General features: G+C 33.3%; 20 protein-coding genes. 10 read left to right on the top strand and 10 right to left on the bottom strand.

Annotated elements, in window-relative coordinates; translation table 11 throughout:
• The first annotated feature begins 60 nt into the window (after nt 1–60).
• Genes NLJ00_RS11905 through NLJ00_RS11895 form a run of 3 tightly spaced genes read left to right on the top strand, consistent with a single transcriptional unit; the run spans nt 61 to nt 1,967 of the window.
• The gene (locus NLJ00_RS11905) at nt 61–891 is read left to right on the top strand and encodes an alpha/beta hydrolase (protein WP_256637337.1); all 831 of its coding nucleotides are present in this window, start codon (nt 61–63) and stop codon (nt 889–891) included.
• 18 nt (nt 892–909) lie between these two features.
• Nucleotides 910–1,458 carry an RBBP9/YdeN family alpha/beta hydrolase gene (locus NLJ00_RS11900; RefSeq protein WP_256637336.1) on the top strand — a complete coding sequence of 183 codons (549 nt, stop codon included), beginning with the start codon at nt 910–912 and terminating at the stop codon, nt 1,456–1,458.
• A 29-nt stretch (nt 1,459–1,487) separates the two neighbouring features.
• On the top strand, nt 1,488–1,967 hold the full coding sequence (locus tag NLJ00_RS11895) for a hypothetical protein (protein ID WP_256637335.1): 480 nt from the start codon (nt 1,488–1,490) through the stop codon (nt 1,965–1,967).
• Nucleotides 1,968–1,993: 26 nt separating this feature from the next.
• Here the strand turns inward: NLJ00_RS11895 and NLJ00_RS11890 are convergent, their stop codons facing one another.
• Nucleotides 1,994–2,329 (bottom strand): tRNA-binding protein, encoded by a 336-nt coding sequence (locus NLJ00_RS11890; protein WP_256637334.1) that lies wholly within the window; start codon nt 2,327–2,329, stop codon nt 1,994–1,996.
• A 126-nt stretch (nt 2,330–2,455) separates the two neighbouring features.
• Here NLJ00_RS11890 and NLJ00_RS11885 point away from each other — a divergent pair, with 126 nt between their 5' ends.
• The 3 genes from NLJ00_RS11885 (at nt 2,456) to NLJ00_RS11875 (ending at nt 4,869) form a co-directional block, all read left to right on the top strand.
• Nucleotides 2,456–3,349, top strand: a complete 894-nt coding sequence (locus tag NLJ00_RS11885) for an alpha/beta fold hydrolase (RefSeq protein WP_180861670.1) — start codon at nt 2,456–2,458, stop codon at nt 3,347–3,349.
• A gap of 182 nt (nt 3,350–3,531) precedes the next feature.
• On the top strand, nt 3,532–4,086 hold the full coding sequence (locus NLJ00_RS11880) for a thioredoxin family protein (protein ID WP_256637333.1): 555 nt from the start codon (nt 3,532–3,534) through the stop codon (nt 4,084–4,086).
• A 387-nt stretch (nt 4,087–4,473) separates the two neighbouring features.
• Nucleotides 4,474–4,869 carry a GreA/GreB family elongation factor gene (locus NLJ00_RS11875; RefSeq protein WP_180861674.1) on the top strand — a complete coding sequence of 132 codons (396 nt, stop codon included), beginning with the start codon at nt 4,474–4,476 and terminating at the stop codon, nt 4,867–4,869.
• Nucleotides 4,870–4,975: 106 nt separating this feature from the next.
• On the opposite strand, the gene NLJ00_RS11870 is transcribed toward NLJ00_RS11875, so the two are convergent.
• The 9 genes from NLJ00_RS11870 to tnpA all read right to left on the bottom strand — a co-directional run bounded on the left by NLJ00_RS11870 (nt 4,976) and on the right by tnpA (nt 10,933).
• Nucleotides 4,976–5,275, bottom strand: a complete 300-nt coding sequence (locus NLJ00_RS11870; protein ID WP_256637332.1) for a c-type cytochrome — start codon at nt 5,273–5,275, stop codon at nt 4,976–4,978.
• Nucleotides 5,276–5,368: 93 nt separating this feature from the next.
• Nucleotides 5,369–6,301 carry a peptidylprolyl isomerase gene (locus NLJ00_RS11865; RefSeq protein ID WP_053471046.1) on the bottom strand — a complete coding sequence of 311 codons (933 nt, stop codon included), beginning with the start codon at nt 6,299–6,301 and terminating at the stop codon, nt 5,369–5,371.
• 42 nt (nt 6,302–6,343) lie between these two features.
• Nucleotides 6,344–7,498, bottom strand: coding sequence for an MFS transporter (locus tag NLJ00_RS11860; RefSeq protein ID WP_256637331.1), 1,155 nt, complete (start codon nt 7,496–7,498; stop codon nt 6,344–6,346).
• A 201-nt stretch (nt 7,499–7,699) separates the two neighbouring features.
• Nucleotides 7,700–8,047 (bottom strand): cupin domain-containing protein, encoded by a 348-nt coding sequence (locus NLJ00_RS11855; protein WP_256637330.1) that lies wholly within the window; start codon nt 8,045–8,047, stop codon nt 7,700–7,702.
• Nucleotides 8,048–8,095: 48 nt separating this feature from the next.
• Complete coding sequence (locus NLJ00_RS11850; RefSeq protein WP_256637329.1) at nt 8,096–8,968, bottom strand: sugar phosphate isomerase/epimerase family protein; 873 nt, start codon at nt 8,966–8,968, stop codon at nt 8,096–8,098.
• A 30-nt stretch (nt 8,969–8,998) separates the two neighbouring features.
• Nucleotides 8,999–9,529: an NADPH-dependent FMN reductase gene (locus tag NLJ00_RS11845; protein WP_256637328.1), complete on the bottom strand. Its 531-nt coding sequence runs from the start codon at nt 9,527–9,529 to the stop codon at nt 8,999–9,001.
• A 2-nt stretch (nt 9,530–9,531) separates the two neighbouring features.
• Nucleotides 9,532–10,041, bottom strand: a complete 510-nt coding sequence (locus tag NLJ00_RS11840; RefSeq protein WP_256637327.1) for an archaemetzincin — start codon at nt 10,039–10,041, stop codon at nt 9,532–9,534.
• 231 nt (nt 10,042–10,272) lie between these two features.
• A complete protein-coding gene (locus NLJ00_RS11835) occupies nt 10,273–10,440 on the bottom strand; it encodes a hypothetical protein (protein WP_256637326.1) in 168 nt (55 codons plus the stop codon).
• A gap of 31 nt (nt 10,441–10,471) precedes the next feature.
• Complete coding sequence (tnpA, locus tag NLJ00_RS11830; protein ID WP_256637325.1) at nt 10,472–10,933, bottom strand: IS200/IS605 family transposase; 462 nt, start codon at nt 10,931–10,933, stop codon at nt 10,472–10,474.
• Between the two features lie 531 nt (nt 10,934–11,464).
• On the opposite strand from tnpA, the gene trmD reads away from it, so the two are divergent.
• From trmD to NLJ00_RS11810, 4 genes are all read left to right on the top strand, one after another.
• Complete coding sequence (gene trmD / locus NLJ00_RS11825) at nt 11,465–12,139, top strand: tRNA (guanosine(37)-N1)-methyltransferase TrmD (RefSeq protein WP_256637324.1); 675 nt, start codon at nt 11,465–11,467, stop codon at nt 12,137–12,139.
• Between the two features lie 174 nt (nt 12,140–12,313).
• On the top strand, nt 12,314–12,664 hold the full coding sequence (gene rplS, locus NLJ00_RS11820) for a 50S ribosomal protein L19 (RefSeq protein ID WP_053471187.1): 351 nt from the start codon (nt 12,314–12,316) through the stop codon (nt 12,662–12,664).
• A 281-nt stretch (nt 12,665–12,945) separates the two neighbouring features.
• Nucleotides 12,946–15,168, top strand: coding sequence for an NADP-dependent isocitrate dehydrogenase (locus NLJ00_RS11815; RefSeq protein WP_256637323.1), 2,223 nt, complete (start codon nt 12,946–12,948; stop codon nt 15,166–15,168).
• Nucleotides 15,169–15,312: 144 nt separating this feature from the next.
• On the top strand, nt 15,313–17,694 hold the full coding sequence (locus tag NLJ00_RS11810) for a TonB-dependent receptor (RefSeq protein ID WP_256637322.1): 2,382 nt from the start codon (nt 15,313–15,315) through the stop codon (nt 17,692–17,694).
• Nucleotides 17,695–17,714 lie beyond the last annotated feature (20 nt).

Genomic DNA, 17,714 nt, shown 5'->3' with positions numbered 1-17,714 from the left:
GGAATTTGGAATTTAAAATTTGGAATTTAAGATTATTAAATGCAATTCAACTATTTCAAAATGAAAAAATTACTTTTCTTATTTAGTTTCATTTTTATTACGTTTTCAGCATCTGCTCAAAAAACAGAATATGAAACAAAATCAAACATTCAATATTATTCTTCAGAAATAAATAAATCCGACAGTTACATTAACGAAAGATGTGTTCTGGATATTTATTATCCAAAAAACACAAAAGGCTTTGCCACAATTGTCTGGTTTCATGGCGGAGGTTTAACGGGCGGAAATAAAGAAATTCCTGAAGCTTTAAAAAATAAAGGTTTTGCCATTATTGGTGTAAACTATAGATTATCTCCAAAAGCAAAAACGGTAAAAGCTATTGAAGATGCCGCAGCGGCTGTTGCCTGGGCATTTAATAATATCAGCAATTATGGCGGTGATTCTTCTTTAATATTTCTTTCTGGTCATTCTGCCGGAGGATATTTAGATATGATGATTGGTTTAGATAAAAAATATCTTCAGAAAGAAGGAATTGATGCGAACCGAATTGCGGGACTTATTCCGTTTAGCGGACAATGTATTACGCATTTTGAAGTTAGAAGAGAAAACGGAATCCCGGAAAAACAACCTACAATTGATGCTTTTGCGCCTTTGTATCACGTTCGCGCCGATGCTCCGCCGCTTTTATTAATTACAGGAGATCGTGAACTTGAAATGTTGGGCCGATATGAAGAAAATGCATACATGGCAAGAATGATGAAATTAGTTGGACACACGCAGACTAAACTTTACGAATTAGACGGCTACGGTCACGGAATGACTGAACCTGGTTTTCCGTTATTGGTAAACGAAGTCAACCGAATTTTAAAAGAAAAACAAACTAAGAAATAAACATATAATTCCACGGCAATGGAAACACAACTTTTAATTTTACCGGGATTAGGAAATTCCGGAGAGAAACACTGGCAGACCTTTTGGCATGAAAAATTTAAAAATTCAATTCGTTTGGTTCAGGACAATTGGGACGAACCTGTTCGCGAAGATTGGATTGCCCGTTTAAACGAAGCCGTTTCTAAATTAGAAAGTCCAACGATTTTAGTGGCGCATAGTTTGGCCGTTTCTTTAGTATTGCATTGGGCAGAAAACAATTCGAATAAAAATATTATTGGTGCTTTATTAGTCGCTCCCGCCGATGTAGATTCTCCAGAACATACTCCAGATATTATCAGGAATTTTTCTCCAATGCCGCTTTATAAATTGCCTTTTCCATCGATAGTTGTGGCAAGCGAAAATGATCCGTATGCCTTATTTGAAAGAAAACAATATTTTGCAGAAAAATGGGGAAGTGATTTTGTAAATGTTGGTGAACAAGGCCATATTAACTCTGACTCTGATTTAAGATATTGGGAAGAAGGACAAGTGATTTTAGAACAATTAATTACAAAAATAAACTCTTAATGCTTAACATTTAATATAAAATCACAGTTATGAAAATACTAGCATTATTATTTTTATCAATATTAATAGTCAGTTGCACAAATAAACCTAGAAATTTTGAAGGTATAGGAGAAATAAAATTAGGTCAAAAATTGAATTCATTAAAGCATTTCAAATCGTTTAAAAAATTAAATGAAAATGAATACCAAATTGATAGTTTTAAAATATCTCCTTCAGTTGGTTTTGTTAAAAATTTAATCATAAAAACGGAAAGCGGAGAAATTTTTGATGTAACTTTTGACAGCTCTGAATCAACAAACAATAAAGCTATAGATTCCTTAATGGAAATTTTTGGACAACATAGTATGATTCAAATTGCTGAGAACAAATCTGCTCCATTTCAAATAATTGAAAAAAGCGATGGAGATGTGGATTTTTCTAAAACAATAGACAAAAAAGATCCTAGACTTATTAATTATAGATATTTTGACATAAAAAAGTTGATCAACATTGTTGATAATGAAAGATAATATAAAAATTTAGTTATTTCTGTAAATTACCCAATCCTCAATCCATTTTCAATTTTAAAATCAGGAGCTAGTAAAATAACATCTCCCTCCTCGCCTACAGCTCCAAGAACCAGACATTCGCTCATAAATTTTCCTATTTGTTTTTTGGGGAAATTTACAACGGCCACGATTTGTCTGTTTAGTAAATCTTCTTTTTGATAGCGTTTTGTAATTTGTGCAGATGATTTTCTGATACCTATTTCGGCACCAAAATCTATTGTTAATTGAAAAGCAGGTTTTCTGGCTTCGGGAAAATCATTTACTTCGATGATAGTTCCTACACGCATATCTGTTCTTTCGAATTCGTTCCAGGTTAAATCCATTTGAAAATTGTTTTTTACAAACCTATAAATTTTGTAAGTAATACAACTAATTCTATAACCTATTTTTTTATACTAGGTTTAATTTTACTACACATGCATTAGTAACTAATTAGTAAAAATATAAAAATGGAAAATAGTGTAATAAATGCCAATCCAACTCTAAGGGATTTAGATTTTGATATTCATCAATTAAATACAGATAAATTCATTGAAACTGCAAAAAACGTAAAGCTTTATGTAAAAGATTACGGAAAAGGAAAACCAGTTATTTTAATTCACGGATGGCCGCTTTCTAACGAAATGTGGGAATATCAGGTTGAATATTTGGTTAAAAATAATTACCGAGTAATTGCTTATGACCGTCGTGGTTTTGGTAAATCGTCACAACCGTGGGAAGGATATGATTATGATACTTTAACGGATGATTTGAGCGAAATTATAAACCAGCTGGAATTAGAGAATGTAACTTTGGTTGGATTTTCTATGGGTGGCGGTGAAGTGGTTCGTTATTTTAGCAGATATCAGGGAAAAGGTGTTGCAAAAGCCGCTTTGATTTCTTCAATTATTCCTTTTTTACTAAAAACAGAAGATAATCCAGACGGACATCCAAGAGAAAAAAGTGAAACTACCGCAGCAGCAATCAAGGAAGACAGAATTGGATTTGTTGATAATTTCGGAAAGACATTTTTTGGTGTAAATATTATCAATAAACCTTTAAGTACGGCTTTATTAGAATATTACAGAATGCTTTGTTCATTCGCTTCTCCACACGCAACTTTAAAATGTGCCGAATCTTTTTCTTTTACTGATTTTAGAGACGAATTAAGTACAATAACAGTTCCAACTTTAATTATTCACGGAAATGACGATAAAATCGTTCCAATCGATTTAACGTCTAAAAAAGCTTCTGAAGCTATTGCAAATAATACATATATCGTTTACGAAGGCGCTCCGCATGGTTTGTTTTATACAGACAGAGACAAATTAAACGAAGATTTACTTGAATTTTTAAATTCATAAAAATAATATGGGCCACAGATTTCACGGATTAAACGGATTTTCACAGATTAAAATTAAATAATCAGTTTAATCCGTAAAATCTGTGGGCTAAATAAATACTGTTAAGTATACACAACAATTCTTCTTGTGCTCTTTTTTATACAGAATTTAAAGGCTATTTTTGAGTATTAATTTCTGTAAAAATGGCACGTACTCCTTCAAATATGATTCCGCTTGGGACAATTGCTCCAGAATTTTATCTAAAAGATACAAATTCGAATCACACTTATTCGTTTGAAGATTTAAAAGGTTCAAAAGGTACGCTTGTTATTTTTATGTGTAATCACTGCCCGTTTGTACTTCATGTTATTAATGAAATCGTGATGATCTCAAATGATTATCGTGTTCAGGGACTTGGTATTATTGCTATTTCAAGTAACGATATCGTGAAATATCCTCAGGATTCTCCAGAATTAATGACTGATTTTGCTTTACAGCATAAAATTGATTTCCCTTACTTATTTGATGAAACACAGGAAACAGCAAAAGCATACGATGCAGCCTGCACGCCCGATTTTTATTTATTCGATAATCAGGATAAATTGTTTTACAGAGGACAACTTGATGATTCAAGACCCGGAAACGGAATTCCGTTAAGCGGAACTGATTTAAGAAATGCAATTGATGCCTTAATTTACAACCGAACCTTGAATGAAATTCAGAAACCAAGCATTGGGTGTAATATCAAATGGAAATAAAATTTGTAAGAATCAAAAAACTTTACCTATCTTTGCAGATCATAATTAAAATCACTCATTGTGAACACTATAACAATATTTACAGTTTTTAGACCTGCGTTTTCTTGTAAGAGAAAATCGCTTTCGGCTGTATTTATTTCACATAGTAAGGCCTTTATTAATTAGGCCTCCGTCTATTTCAATTCTTCTTTCAGGCGGAGGATTTACATCGATTTAAACATTTACTTATTTGACAAAATTTAAGTTTTGGTCAGATACTTTTTTGTTTTTCAAACTAAATACTTTACACGCTTGTCTTTTTTTAAACAAGATGAGCGACAACTCGCTTTAGAAAGCATAAAAGAAGAAAAATCATTCAAATTCAATAACAATAAATTCAATATAGATATGAAACCAACACCCACTTTCTGTAAATCAGATTATCAATTTTTAAGGGAATTGATTTTAAAAAGTAAAAATTCAACAAATACTAAAGAAGCAAATCAGCTTTCGCAAGAATTAGACCGCGCTGTAATAAGCAAGGAAAGCGAACTCGACAACTCTGTTATCAGAATAAATTCTGTTGTAACAATTGAAGATGTAATAGCGAAGAAGCAAATGAAAGTTCAAATTGTTTTACCTTCATCCGCAGATATAAAGCAATCTAAAATTTCAATTCTGGCACCTTTAAGTGTTGCTATTATTGGTTTTAAAGAAAACGACGAAGTTGACTGGGAAATGCCGGCTGGTATCAAAACTTTAAAAATTATCGCGGTAGACAATACGGCTGTACATCATTCCTAACTTTTTAAACACCTCATTTTGTGAAGGTGTTTTTTTATATCTATTTGAAAACAAAAAACCTGTTCAAATTATTGAACAGGTTTTTTGTTTTTTTTCTAAATGCAAATTATAATTGCGAATGAATGTAATCTGTAATTGATGCCATTTGAGTTTCGTCCAGCTTCGCTTTTTTGCCCATTCTAACCAAAATTGGTCCCCATTCTTCTTTTGTATATTTCTTAGGATCTTTCAATTTGTGGCATTTTGCGCAATTGTTTTCATACAAATCTCTACCTGCTTCTAATTCAGGAGTTAATGCTACCGTTTTTGCAGGTTCGGGAGGAGCAGCTGCAACAGCTGGTGTTTTTTGAGTTCCGCAGGAAACTGCAAATAAAGCAAGTGCTGCAAGGATTAAAATATTTTTCATTGTCTCTGGTTTTTATAGTAAATATAAAAAAAATCCCATTCGGCTTGCGAATGGGATTGCTATTTAAAACAATACTAAATTGCTTGTAAATCCTTATTTTACGTCCATTAATTCAACGTCAAAAATCAAAGTTGCATTTGGCGGGATAACTCCTCCAGCTCCAGATGGACCGTAAGCTAAATCAGATGGAATTACAAAACGAGCTTTGTCTCCAACTTGTAATAAAGCAATACCTTCGTCCCATCCTTCGATAACTTGTCCAACTCCTAATTTAAATTCGATTGGTTTTTTACGTGGGTAAGATGAATCAAAAACTTTTCCGTTTTCTAAAGATCCTTCGTAGTGAACAGAAACTGTTTTTCCAGCTTCAGCTCTTTTACCTTCACCTTTTTGGATCATTTTATAACGTAAACCGCTTTCTGTTTTATCAAAACCAGCAGCAAGTTGTTCCATTTTTGCTTCAGATTCTGCTTTTAAAGCTGCTTCACGTTTAAGGCGAGCACCTTTTAAACCAATAAAAGCTTCAATAGCATTCCATTTTTGAGCTTCTTCTCCAACTCTGATGATTTCTAAAGTCTCTAAAGCATCACCTTGAGCAACAGCATCAACTACATCTTGTCCTTCTACAACGTGACCAAAAACACTGTGTTTTCCGTCTAACCAAGGAGTTGGAACGTGTGTGATAAAAAATTGAGAACCGTTACTTCCAGGTCCAGAATTTGCCATAGATAAAACTCCCGGACGATCGTGTTTTAAACTTGGATCAAATTCATCATCAAATTTATACCCAGGATCTCCAGTTCCAGTTCCTTTAGGACAACCACCCTGAATCATAAAATCAGGAATTACTCTGTGAAAGTTTAATCCATCATAGAATTTTTGTCCTTGAGGTTTTACTTTATTTTCCATATTTCCTTCTGCAAGAGCTACAAAATTCCCTACGGTTCCTGGTGTTAAGTCGTGTGTAAGTTTAACTAAAATCGAACCTTTGCTTGTGTTGAATTTAGCGTATATTCCGTTTTCCATGTTGTTATTTTTTAATTGAACGCAAATTTACAAATTAATTTCTTAATCAATTTGCGCTTTTTGTTTTTTAGATTTTGATTTATAAGTAAGTCCGTAAACGGTTAATGACAGTGCAGATAAAACCATACAGCCAATTGTTACAGCGTGCCATCCGCCCAGTTTCCACAATAATAATCCGTAGGCAGATCCCGCGGCAGTTCCTAAAAAGCTAAACGACATAAATACCGTATTTAGTCTGTTTCTTGCTTCTGGCAATAATGAATACACTCTGGTTTGGTTTGAAATATGAACGCCCTGGATTCCGATATCAATAAAGACAATTCCTATCGCAATTCCGATTACGCTTTCTATTGAAAAATAGAAAATCAAGAAGCTTATCAGGATTAATAAACAGCCGTAACCAACTGCAATTCTCGAATTTCCTTTATCACCGATTTTCCCAACCAAAGGTGCGGCCAAAGCTCCCGATGCACCAACAATCCCAAATAAACCAATTGTGGCACTGTTAAAATGAAACGGTTCTCCAGAAAGCAATAAAACCATTGTCGTCCAGAAAGCCCCAAACTGAGCAAAGCTGAAAACATTGATTGCTGTTGCTTCACGCAAAACCGGCTGTGTTTTTATAAGTGTAAATAAAGACTGGATTAATTGACCGTAAGTTCCCTGAAACTGAGGTTTGTTTACCGGGAATTTACTCTGAATGACAAAAAAGATTAAAAGACAAATTCCGGCTGCGATATAAAACATTGATCTCCAACCTAGAACTTCTCCAATAAAACCGCTTAAAGTTCTGGAAAGTAAAATCCCGACCAATAAACCGCTCATAATAGTTCCAATAACTTTTCCTCGCTGTTTAGGAGTGCTTAAGGAAGCTGCTAAAGGCAAAATAAGCTGCGGTACAATCGAAGTGATTCCGATTAATAAAGAAGCAATTTGTAAAATAAGAAAACTTTTTGCCGTTGCTGCAATAAGCAATGCGATTACAGAAGCAAAAGTGGTGATTAAAATCTGCTTTTTTCGTTCTAATTTATCACCAAGCGGCACCATAAAAAACAACCCAATAGCATAACCTGCTTGAGTTAAATACGTTATAGTTCCGGCGCTGGCTTCAGGAATTTTAAATTCGTTGGCAATTAAAACAATTAAAGGCTGGCAGTAATAAAGATTTGCAACTATAAGACCAGTGCAAACTGCCATAAACAGGACGTTGGTTTTAGATAAATTCATTTTGCAAAAATACCATCAATATTTATAATTAAAGTTATTTTTTTTATAAAATCTGCGTAAATCTGCGTCTTCGCGATAGCGAATCCGTTTAATCTGCGTCAATTTTTAGAACGCGGATGACGCAGATTCGCTATCGCAAAGACGCGTATATTTACTGATTTTCTTTATAATTTATTTTAAGAAATCTTCTCTTGCGGGGCTAAAAACGTCTGTAAGCATTCCGCTTTCTAAACAAACAACTCCATGAATTGCGTGAGGCGGAATATAAAAACTATCGCCTTCTTTTAATGTTTGTGTAACGCCGCTTATGGTTACATCAAATTTTCCGCTTGCGATATACGTTACCTGAGAATGATAATGTTCATGTAAAACGCCAATTCCTCCAGTTTCAAAATGAACATTTACAAGCATAACCTTATCATCAAAAGCCAGGATTTTACGCTTGATTCCTTCACCAACTACTTCCCACTCTATTTCTTCTCCTTTTATAAACTCTTTACTTGTTTTGATATTCTGCATGATTTTTAAATTTATTCTTACAAAAATAAGACTTTTTTATGATTGGATTTAAATCAATTCTTTTGAAATAAAATCAGAGCTTGTTTTAATGGACTGAAAAGAATCTCCAGCATAATTATTTTCCTGCTCAACAAAAAAGTGAATCATTCCGGATTGTTTTGCCTCTTTAAAGAAAGGTTTAAAATCAATTGATCCTGAACCAATTTCTGTATTTAAAGCCGGATTTGTTTTATCCATATCTTTTACATGCCACATTTTAAAACGGCCCGGATTTTCTTTAAATAATTTTAGCGGATCATTTCCTGAACGAACTACCCAATATAAATCTAGTTCAAAATAAACCAGGTTTTTATCGGTTTCATTTAATAAGATTTCGTAACCCGTAACGCCATCATGTTTTTGAAATTCGAAATCATGATTGTGATACGCTAATTTTAACCCTGCTTCTTTGCACATTTTTGCAGCCTGATTCAAACGCTGTGCGATCTTTTTATAATCATCGATACTTTTTCTAAAAGGTTCGTCGATCCACGGAACGGTTAAGAATTCGTTTTTTAAAATCTTTGCGGCTTCAATCGCAGCAATTAATTCCGCTGTATTTCCGTCATATAAATAACTTCCTAAATTATAATGTCCGCTAACCGCTTTTAGTTTATTATCGTCCAATATTTTTTTCAATTCAACTGGCGACAATCCCCAAAACTGATCTTTAATAGAAAAACCATACGTTTCTACATTTGTATATCCTGATGCAGCAACTTTTTCTAAAGTTTCTTTTACATTTTTCGGAAGTTCTTCACGCAATGTATACAACTGCAAACCAATTTCTTTTTTATTCATAGAAAATGCTAATGACGGTAAAGCCAAAACAGCCGTAGCAGCCAGGCTTGTGTTTATAATAAAGTTTCTTCTTGTTACCATTTTTGATCGAAATTTAGAAAAGTAAATCTACTATAAAAATTGATTCTCAAAATTATTTATAAAGTTTTGAAGTGCAATTTCTGTTTCTTCGTTTATAATTTTTCCTTCAGCATCAACTTTTCCTCGAATTCCCTGAATTAAAAGCTGTGTATTATCGTCAAATTTAGCTTCAAGGGTTTTCATAATTAATAAAAACTGTTCATGTCCCATTTCTCCAGAAGCAGAAGCGGTAATCAATCCAGCTTTTTTATCAGAAAAAATAGTAGTCGACACACACCATTCTAAAGCATTCTTTAAACTTCCGGGCAGGCTAAAAACATATTCAGGAGTACAGATTATAATTCCGTCGGCCTCCATTATTTTATTTCTGAATAAACTAATTTCTTCCGGCGGATTCTCTGTATCTAAATCTGGATTAAAATGCGGAATTTGATCTAAATCTTCAAAAATCTCAACTTCAAAATCTGATTTTATATGTTCTGAAATATATTTTAGAATTTTAAAATTGCTTGAGTTTTTTCTTGTACTGCCTGTTATGGCAACTATTTTAATTGTCTTCATTTTTATTGAATAACTGAGATATCTTTTTTCATTGAATCAGATTCCTCAGTCAGGTTATTTTTTTTAAAAAAATTGTCTAAGTCGGTTAATCTCTTTTTATTATCATATTGAATACATGAATTTAATTTTCTTTGGCAGACAGAGCACAATCGAATCGTACTTCTATCTGTTTCAGATAAACTGTTAGTACCATTCATAACACAATCAGCATTAATACAATGGTGCATTCCAAACATATGTCCAATTTCATGAGAACTCGTTTTGAGTAATCTTACTAAACATAAATCAAAATTTTCAGCAGTAAGTTTACCATCCTGAAATCTGTAAATAGAACTTACACCTACTTTATCTCTATAAGAAGCAAGTCCAAAAACATAATTCCATTCCGGTTTAGGGTATAAATCCAATTCTGAAAGTCCCATTAATGCAATTCTATTCTCCGGTTTTTCTTCTTTTAATACATCATTTAAAAGATATCCTGCTAATAATTGTTCATGACCTTCCGTAGACATTCTTCTTGCTGAATTTGGAACTATATCATTAGAAATCGGTTCTAATGTTTTTGTTTTTAATTGAAAAAAGAGTTCTAAATATTCATTAACAAGTTGAATCTGTTTCTTTTGCAGAGAATTAAAATTTCCAATCGGTTTTATGTAAATAATATTCTCCTCTTTAGTCGGAATAATATGCTTAGATCTAAAATATTGTTCAAAAGTCTGTCCATCTTCAGGATGAGAAAACAGCTAATCTCCATAAGTTGGTTTTGGTAATTTAACGTCATTAGTTTTGATATCCTTAAAATAGGACGCTTCTTCTGGAATTTGTTTTGGAGCTTCTTTTGTGGTTTCTTTAGCTTTTTCTTTGTTACAAGCGCATAATAATATAAGAATGAAGAAGGCTATTTTTTTCATTTACGTTTTGGATATAATTAAAAAACCAATTTTAAATTAATTCCTTAAAAATAAACTTTTCATCATAATCAACTTCAAATTTTTCGAGAAAATTGATGTATTCTTCTTTAAAGGTTTTCTTTTTATGATGCTCTTCTTGATTCTCTATATAGTCAGCAACTGCACTTAATTGAGATTTACTATATGAAAATGCTCCATATCCTTCCTGCCATTCAAAATGAATGTTGGTAAATTTATTTTCGTTTATCCATTTTGATGAATTTTGCTTTATGCTTTTCATCAATTCAGATATTGATTGTGCGGGTCTTATTCCGATTAAAATATGAACATGGTCTGAAACACCATTGATTGCTAAGATCTTATGATTATTGTTTTTAATAATTCCTGAAATGTATTTATATAAATCATTTTTCCAGTTTGTATGTATAGCCGCTTGTCTATATTTTACAGCAAAAACAAAATGAATGTGGATTTGGGTGTAAGTATTTGCCATGATTTTGTATAGTCCCTACGGGACATTTTTTCTTAATAATATTTTTTTCTACCAATATATTATTCCTAGCGGAATATTTTTTGATCGTTTTCAAATATATAAAAAAGAAGGAATATTCTTTCTTTTTATTTTAACAAAAATGTATAGTCCCTAACGGGACATTATGAATGTTGATCCATTTTTTTTCTACCGATATTTTATCCCTAATGGGATAATACTATTGATTTTAATTGGAATTTATTCAAATGGAATTACTCTAGAAAGTCCCGTTAGGAACATAATATCGGTAGCAATATTTTATCACACAGATTCTTTGTCCCGTAGGGACTATACATCTAGACAAAGAATAAAAATCGTTAAAAAAATTAAAACCTTATCCATAAATACTATACATCCAAAAAAAAAGTTTCGTTAAGAACAAAATATCGGTAGAAAAAATTTGCACCGACATGATTTTTTGTCCCGTAGGGACTATACCTATTACATCTTCATTTTTAACTTCGTATCTTTGCCCAAATTATTGAAGAAAAAATGAGAATTGACATTGTTACACTTTTACCTGAATTATTAAGAAGCCCTTTTGAGGCATCGATTATGAAACGTGCCATTGATAAAGGCTTGGTCGAAGTACATTTTCATAATCTTCGCGACTACAGCACTAATAAGCAAAAAAGTGTAGACGATTATCCTTTTGGCGGCGGCGCTGGAATGGTAATGACAATTCAGCCTATTGATGATTGTATTACGCATCTTAAAAGTCAGCGTGAATATGACGAAGTAATTTATATGTCTCCCGACGGTGAAACTTTAAACCAAAAAATGGCCAACAAAATGTCGATGTACGAAAACATTATCATTTTATGCGGACATTATAAAGGTGTTGACCAGCGCGTGAGAGATCATTTTATTACTAAGGAAATTTCGATTGGAGATTACGTTTTATCTGGCGGAGAATTGGGCGCATTAGTTTTGTCAGATGCATTAATTCGTTTAATCCCTGGTGTTTTAAGCGATGAAACCTCAGCGTTGACAGATAGTTTTCAGGACAATTTACTATCAGGACCAATATATACAAGACCTGCGGATTATAAAGGATGGAAAGTTCCGGAAGTTTTAATCAGCGGACATTTTGCCAAAATTGACAAATGGCGCGAAGATAAAGCCTACGAACATACAAAAAACAGACGTCCGGATTTACTTGAATAAATTCCAAATTTTTAAAATTCCAAATTCCAATTAATCAACTAGTTAAGAAATTGGAATTTGGAATTTATTTTATTTGGAATTTTATTTTTTTTAACTACATTTGCACCCGAATTAGACTAACCTCTGGCGAGATCCGTGAATGTTACTCTATTAAACTATAATAATAAAATTATCATGGCAGATTTATTAAAATTCGTTCAAACCGAATTCGTTGCTAAAAAAGATTTCCCTGAATTTGGAGCTGGAGATACTATCACAGTTTTCTACGAAATTAAAGAGGGTGAAAAAACAAGAACTCAGTTTTTTAAAGGAGTTGTTATTCAAAGAAGAGGTTCTGGTAACACAGAAACTTTCACGATTCGTAAAATGTCTGGAGCTATTGGAGTTGAGCGTATCTTCCCAGTAAACTTACCAGCTTTACAAAAAATCGAAATCAACAAAAAAGGTGCAGTTCGTAGAGCTAGAATTTTCTACTTCAGAGAACTTACTGGTAAAAAAGCTAAGATTAAAGATAAAAGAAGATAATCATTTATCAATCTGTTATAAAAAACTCGTTTCATGTTATTTGAAACGAGTTTTTTTTATGCCTTTATTTTAAGCAGTATCAAAACCGTAATTTTTTAATATCAAAATCATCGATTTAGCAATTTTACGAAATCGTATTAGCAATCTGATAATTTAAGCAATTATCAGGAAAACTAAACCGTTTTCGGACTGTTTTTATTATATTTGCTCCGCTCATTTTGAGCCAGCTCATACCTTTTACATCGCCATTCTTTGACGACACGATTATAAAAAAAAAAAAAATGACACAGAATTCAAAAATTTTTTACACCTTAACTGATGAGGCGCCTCTATTAGCGACTTATTCTTTATTACCTATTGTTCAGGCTTTTACTTCAACAGCTGGTATTGCTATTGAAACTAGAGACATCTCTTTGGCAGGAAGAATTTTATCTAATTTTCCTGAGTCTTTAACAGATGCTCAAAAAACAGTGGATGCTCTTGCTGAATTGGGTCAATTAGCAACAAAGCCAGAAGCTAACATCATCAAATTACCAAACATTTCAGCATCTGTACCACAATTAAAAGCGGCTATTGCTGAATTACAATCTCACGGTTACAACGTTCCAAATTTCCCGGAAGATCCGCAAAACGATGCTGAAAAGGAAATTAAAGCAAAATATGCAAAAGTATTAGGCTCTGCTGTAAACCCTGTTTTACGTGAAGGAAACTCTGATCGTAGAGCGCCAAGAGCCGTTAAAAACTTTGCAAAAGCAAATCCACACTCAATGGGTGCCTGGTCTGCTGATTCAAAAACTAAAGTGGCTTCTATGCCAAACGGTGATTTCTACGGAAGTGAGCAGTCACTTACTGTTGCAGAAGCAAATGATGTAAAAATCGAATTTGTTGCAAAAGACGGAACTACAACTGTTTTAAAAGCAAGCACACCGCTTAAAGCTGGAGAAATCATCGACAGTTCTGTTTTAAGTGTAAAAAAATTAAAAGCTTTTGCAGCTGATGCTATTGCAGAAGCTAAAAAAGAAGGTGTTTTACTTTCTGTGCATTTAAAAGCTACAATGATGAAAGTTTCAGATCCAATTATCTTTGGCGCTATCGTTGAAGTATATTTTGCTGATCTTTTCAAAAAATACGAAACTTTATTTGCAGAATTAAATATTGACACAAGAAATGGTTTAGGTGATATCTATGCAAAAATTGCAGGAAGACCTGAACAAGCTGAAGTTGAAGCTGACATTACGAAAGCGATCGAAAACGGACCAGCTTTAGCAATGGTTAATTCTGATAAAGGAATTACAAACTTACACGTTCCATCTGATGTTATTGTTGATGCTTCTATGCCGGCAATGATCCGTACTTCTGGACAAATGTGGAACAAAGATGGTAAGGCACAAGATACAATTGCAGTTATTCCAGACCGTTCTTATTCTGGTATTTATACAGCAACAATTGATTTCTGTAAAAAACATGGTGCTTTTGATCCTAAAACAATGGGAAGTGTTCCTAACGTTGGATTAATGGCTCAAAAAGCAGAAGAATACGGATCTCACGATAAAACTTTCCAAATACAAGGTGATGGTGTTGTTCGTGTTGTTGATGCAAACGGAACTGTTTTAATGGAACAAAACGTTGAAACAAACGATATTTTCAGAATGTGTCAGGCAAAAGATGCTCCTATTCAGGACTGGGTTAAACTAGCTGTAAACAGAGCTCGTTTATCTCACACTCCCGCTGTTTTCTGGTTAGACGAAAACAGAGCGCACGATAGAGAATTGATCGTAAAAGTTCAAAAATACCTTAAAGATTACGATACTACAAACTTAGATATCCGTATTTTAAATCCGGTTGCTGCAACTGAATTTACTTTAGACAGAATCATCAAAGGTTTAGATACTATTTCTGTAACAGGAAACGTTTTACGTGACTACCTTACAGATTTATTCCCAATTTTAGAATTAGGAACTTCTGCAAAAATGTTATCTATCGTTCCTTTAATGAACGGTGGTGGATTGTTCGAAACTGGCGCTGGAGGATCTGCTCCAAAACACGTTGAGCAATTTACAGAAGAAGGATATTTACGTTGGGATTCATTAGGAGAATTTTTAGCTCTTGGTGCTTCATTAGAGCATTTAGGACAAACTTTAAACAATTCTAAATCTATTGTTTTAGCTGAAACTCTTGACGAAGCAAACGATAAATTCTTAGCAAACGATAAATCTCCGGCTCGTAAAGTTGGACAAATTGATAACCGTGGTTCTCACTTTTACCTTGCATTTTACTGGGCTCAGGCTTTAGCTGCTCAAAATAAAGATGCAGAATTAAAAGCGATCTTTACTCCAATTGCTGCAGAATTTGAAGCAAACGAAGCTAAAATCGATGCAGAATTAATTGGTGCACAAGGAAAACCTCAAAACATTGGCGGATACTACCAGCCAACTCCTGAGTTAGTAAGCAAAGCAATGCGTCCTAGTGAAACATTCAATGCAATTATTGCAAAAATAAAATAAGAAATGCACGTTGTGTATTTTTAAAATATAGACAAAAAGGGCAGCTTTTACAGGCTGCCTTTTTTATTCTTAACTAATGTTTAACAATAGTTGGACTCTAATATTTAGTAAGAATTGCTAACTATGTAACTCAAAACCAAAACGATGATTACAAAAAAGATTAGTTTCCTTCTTATCATTATTTTTACCACACTTCATTCTTTCTCTCAGGATAAATTTACGCTAAGCGGTACAATTAAAGATTCAAAAAATAACGAAACATTAATTGGCGTCAATATTTATATTCCGGCTTTAAAAATAGGAACCACAACAAACGAATACGGATTTTATTCTATTACAGCTGCTCGCGGCGAACATCAAATCGAAATTAGCTATGTGGGTTATCAAACGATCCAGCAAACCATCACTTTAAATCAAAATACCAAAAACAATTTTTCCATCAGCGAAAGCGGCGAAGAACTTCAGGAAGTTGTCATTACAGATAATAAGAAGAAAATAAATATAAAATCTCCTGAAATGAGCGTTAACAAACTCTCCATTTCAACCATAAAAAAAATGCCTGTAGTTTTAGGTGAAGTCGATGTCTTAAAATCAATTTTATTACTTCCCGGAGTTACAAATGCAGGCGAAGGCGCTTCTGGATTTAATGTTCGCGGCGGCGGTGCAGATCAAAATTTAATTTTGCTGGATGAAGCAACAATTTTCAATTCCTCTCACGTTTTTGGTTTTTTCTCAGTTTTTAATCCCGATGCTATTAAAGATTTAAAATTGTATAAAGGCGGAATTCCGGCACGTTTTGGCGGAAGAGCTTCTTCTGTTTTAGATATTTATCAAAAAGACGGAAGCAGTAAAGATTTTCATATGAATGGTGGAATTGGTTTAGTTTCAAGCCGATTACTTTTAGAAGGTCCAATTGTAAAAGACAAAGGCTCTTTTTTAATTGGCGGAAGAGGATCTTACGCTCATTTATTTTTAAAACTTTCAGAAGACAATAAAGATAATTCTGCTTATTTCTACGACCTAAATGCGAAACTGAGTTATAAATTAAACGACAATAACAATTTATATTTATCGGGATATTTTGGCCGGGATGTTTTCAGCTTAAACAAAAGCTTTACTAATATTTACGGAAATTCAACTTTAAACCTGCGCTGGAATCATCTATATTCTGATAAATTATTCTCTAATTTATCTCTTATTTACAGCGATTATTATTACGGACTTGACTTGGATTATGTTGGCTTTAAATGGGATTCGGGAATTCAAAACTATAATATTAAATATGATTTCAAACATTATATTTCAGATAAATTCAAACTGAATTATGGTGTAAACGGTATTTACTATGAATTCAATCCGGGAACTATTATTCCAAGTAATACTTCTTCTGGAATTAATCCTGATCAATTAGATAAAAAATATGCATTTGAACCTTCGATTTATTTAGATGCCGAGAATCAGCTTTCAAAAAGAATAACGCTGGCGTATGGATTACGTTACAGTTTATTTTATCGTTTGGGTTCTTCAACCATAAATTATTACGACAATAATAGTCCGGTAGTTTTCAATTCAGATACAGAAGTTTATGAAAAAGGAGTTCCAACTTCAACAAAATATTTCGGTAAAAATAAAGTAATTCAGGATTATAATAATTTCGAACCAAGACTTTCGATATCGTATCAATTAAATGACGATCAGTCCATAAAAGCGAGTTATAATCGTATGGCGCAGTATCTTCAGTTAATTTCAAATACTTCATCTCCTACTCCGCTCGACGTCTGGATGCCAAGTGACAATTATATTAAACCGCAAATTGCAGATCAGGTTGCTTTAGGATATTTCCGAAACATTAAAGAAGGCGCTTATTCGCTGGAAGTTGAAACGTATTACAAAAAAATACAGAACAGATTGGATTATATTGACGGCGCCGATTTAATTGCCAATAATGCCATCGAACAAGTTATTCTAAACGGAAGAATGCGCGCTTATGGTTTAGAAATTATGGTTAAAAAGAATGAAGGCAAATTCAACGGCTGGGTTTCTTATACCTTATCAAAATCAGAACAGCAAACGCCTGGAAGAACTCCGGAAGAAATTGGAATCAACAATGGACAATGGTATAGTACTCCTTACGACAAAACACATAATTTGGCGATAACATCTGCTTATAATTTAAACGAAAAATGGTCTTTTGGTGCTAACTTCGCTTTGCAATCCGGGCAGCCGGTTACGTATCCAAACGCACAATATGAATATTTAGGAATTACAGTTCCAAGTTATGGCCTTCGAAATGAAAATCGTCTTCCGGCTTATCACCATTTAGATGTTTCAGCAACTTTAACACCGCGAACCAATAAAGGCCGAAACTGGAAAGGTGAATGGGTTTTCAGCATTTATAATTTATACAACCGAAGCAACGCAGCCTCAATCAACTTTAGACAAAATTCTGATACAGGTTTAAATGAAGCGGTACGATTATCAATCTTCGGAATTGTTCCGGCTGTTAGTTATAATTTCAAATTTTAAATTTCATTTCTGTAAAGAAA

Source organism: Flavobacterium panici (assembly GCF_024499525.1).
Taxonomy (GTDB): domain Bacteria; phylum Bacteroidota; class Bacteroidia; order Flavobacteriales; family Flavobacteriaceae; genus Flavobacterium; species Flavobacterium panici.
The sequence above is the reverse complement of the archived record's forward strand: the minus strand, read 5'-3'. Positions and strand labels throughout refer to the sequence as shown.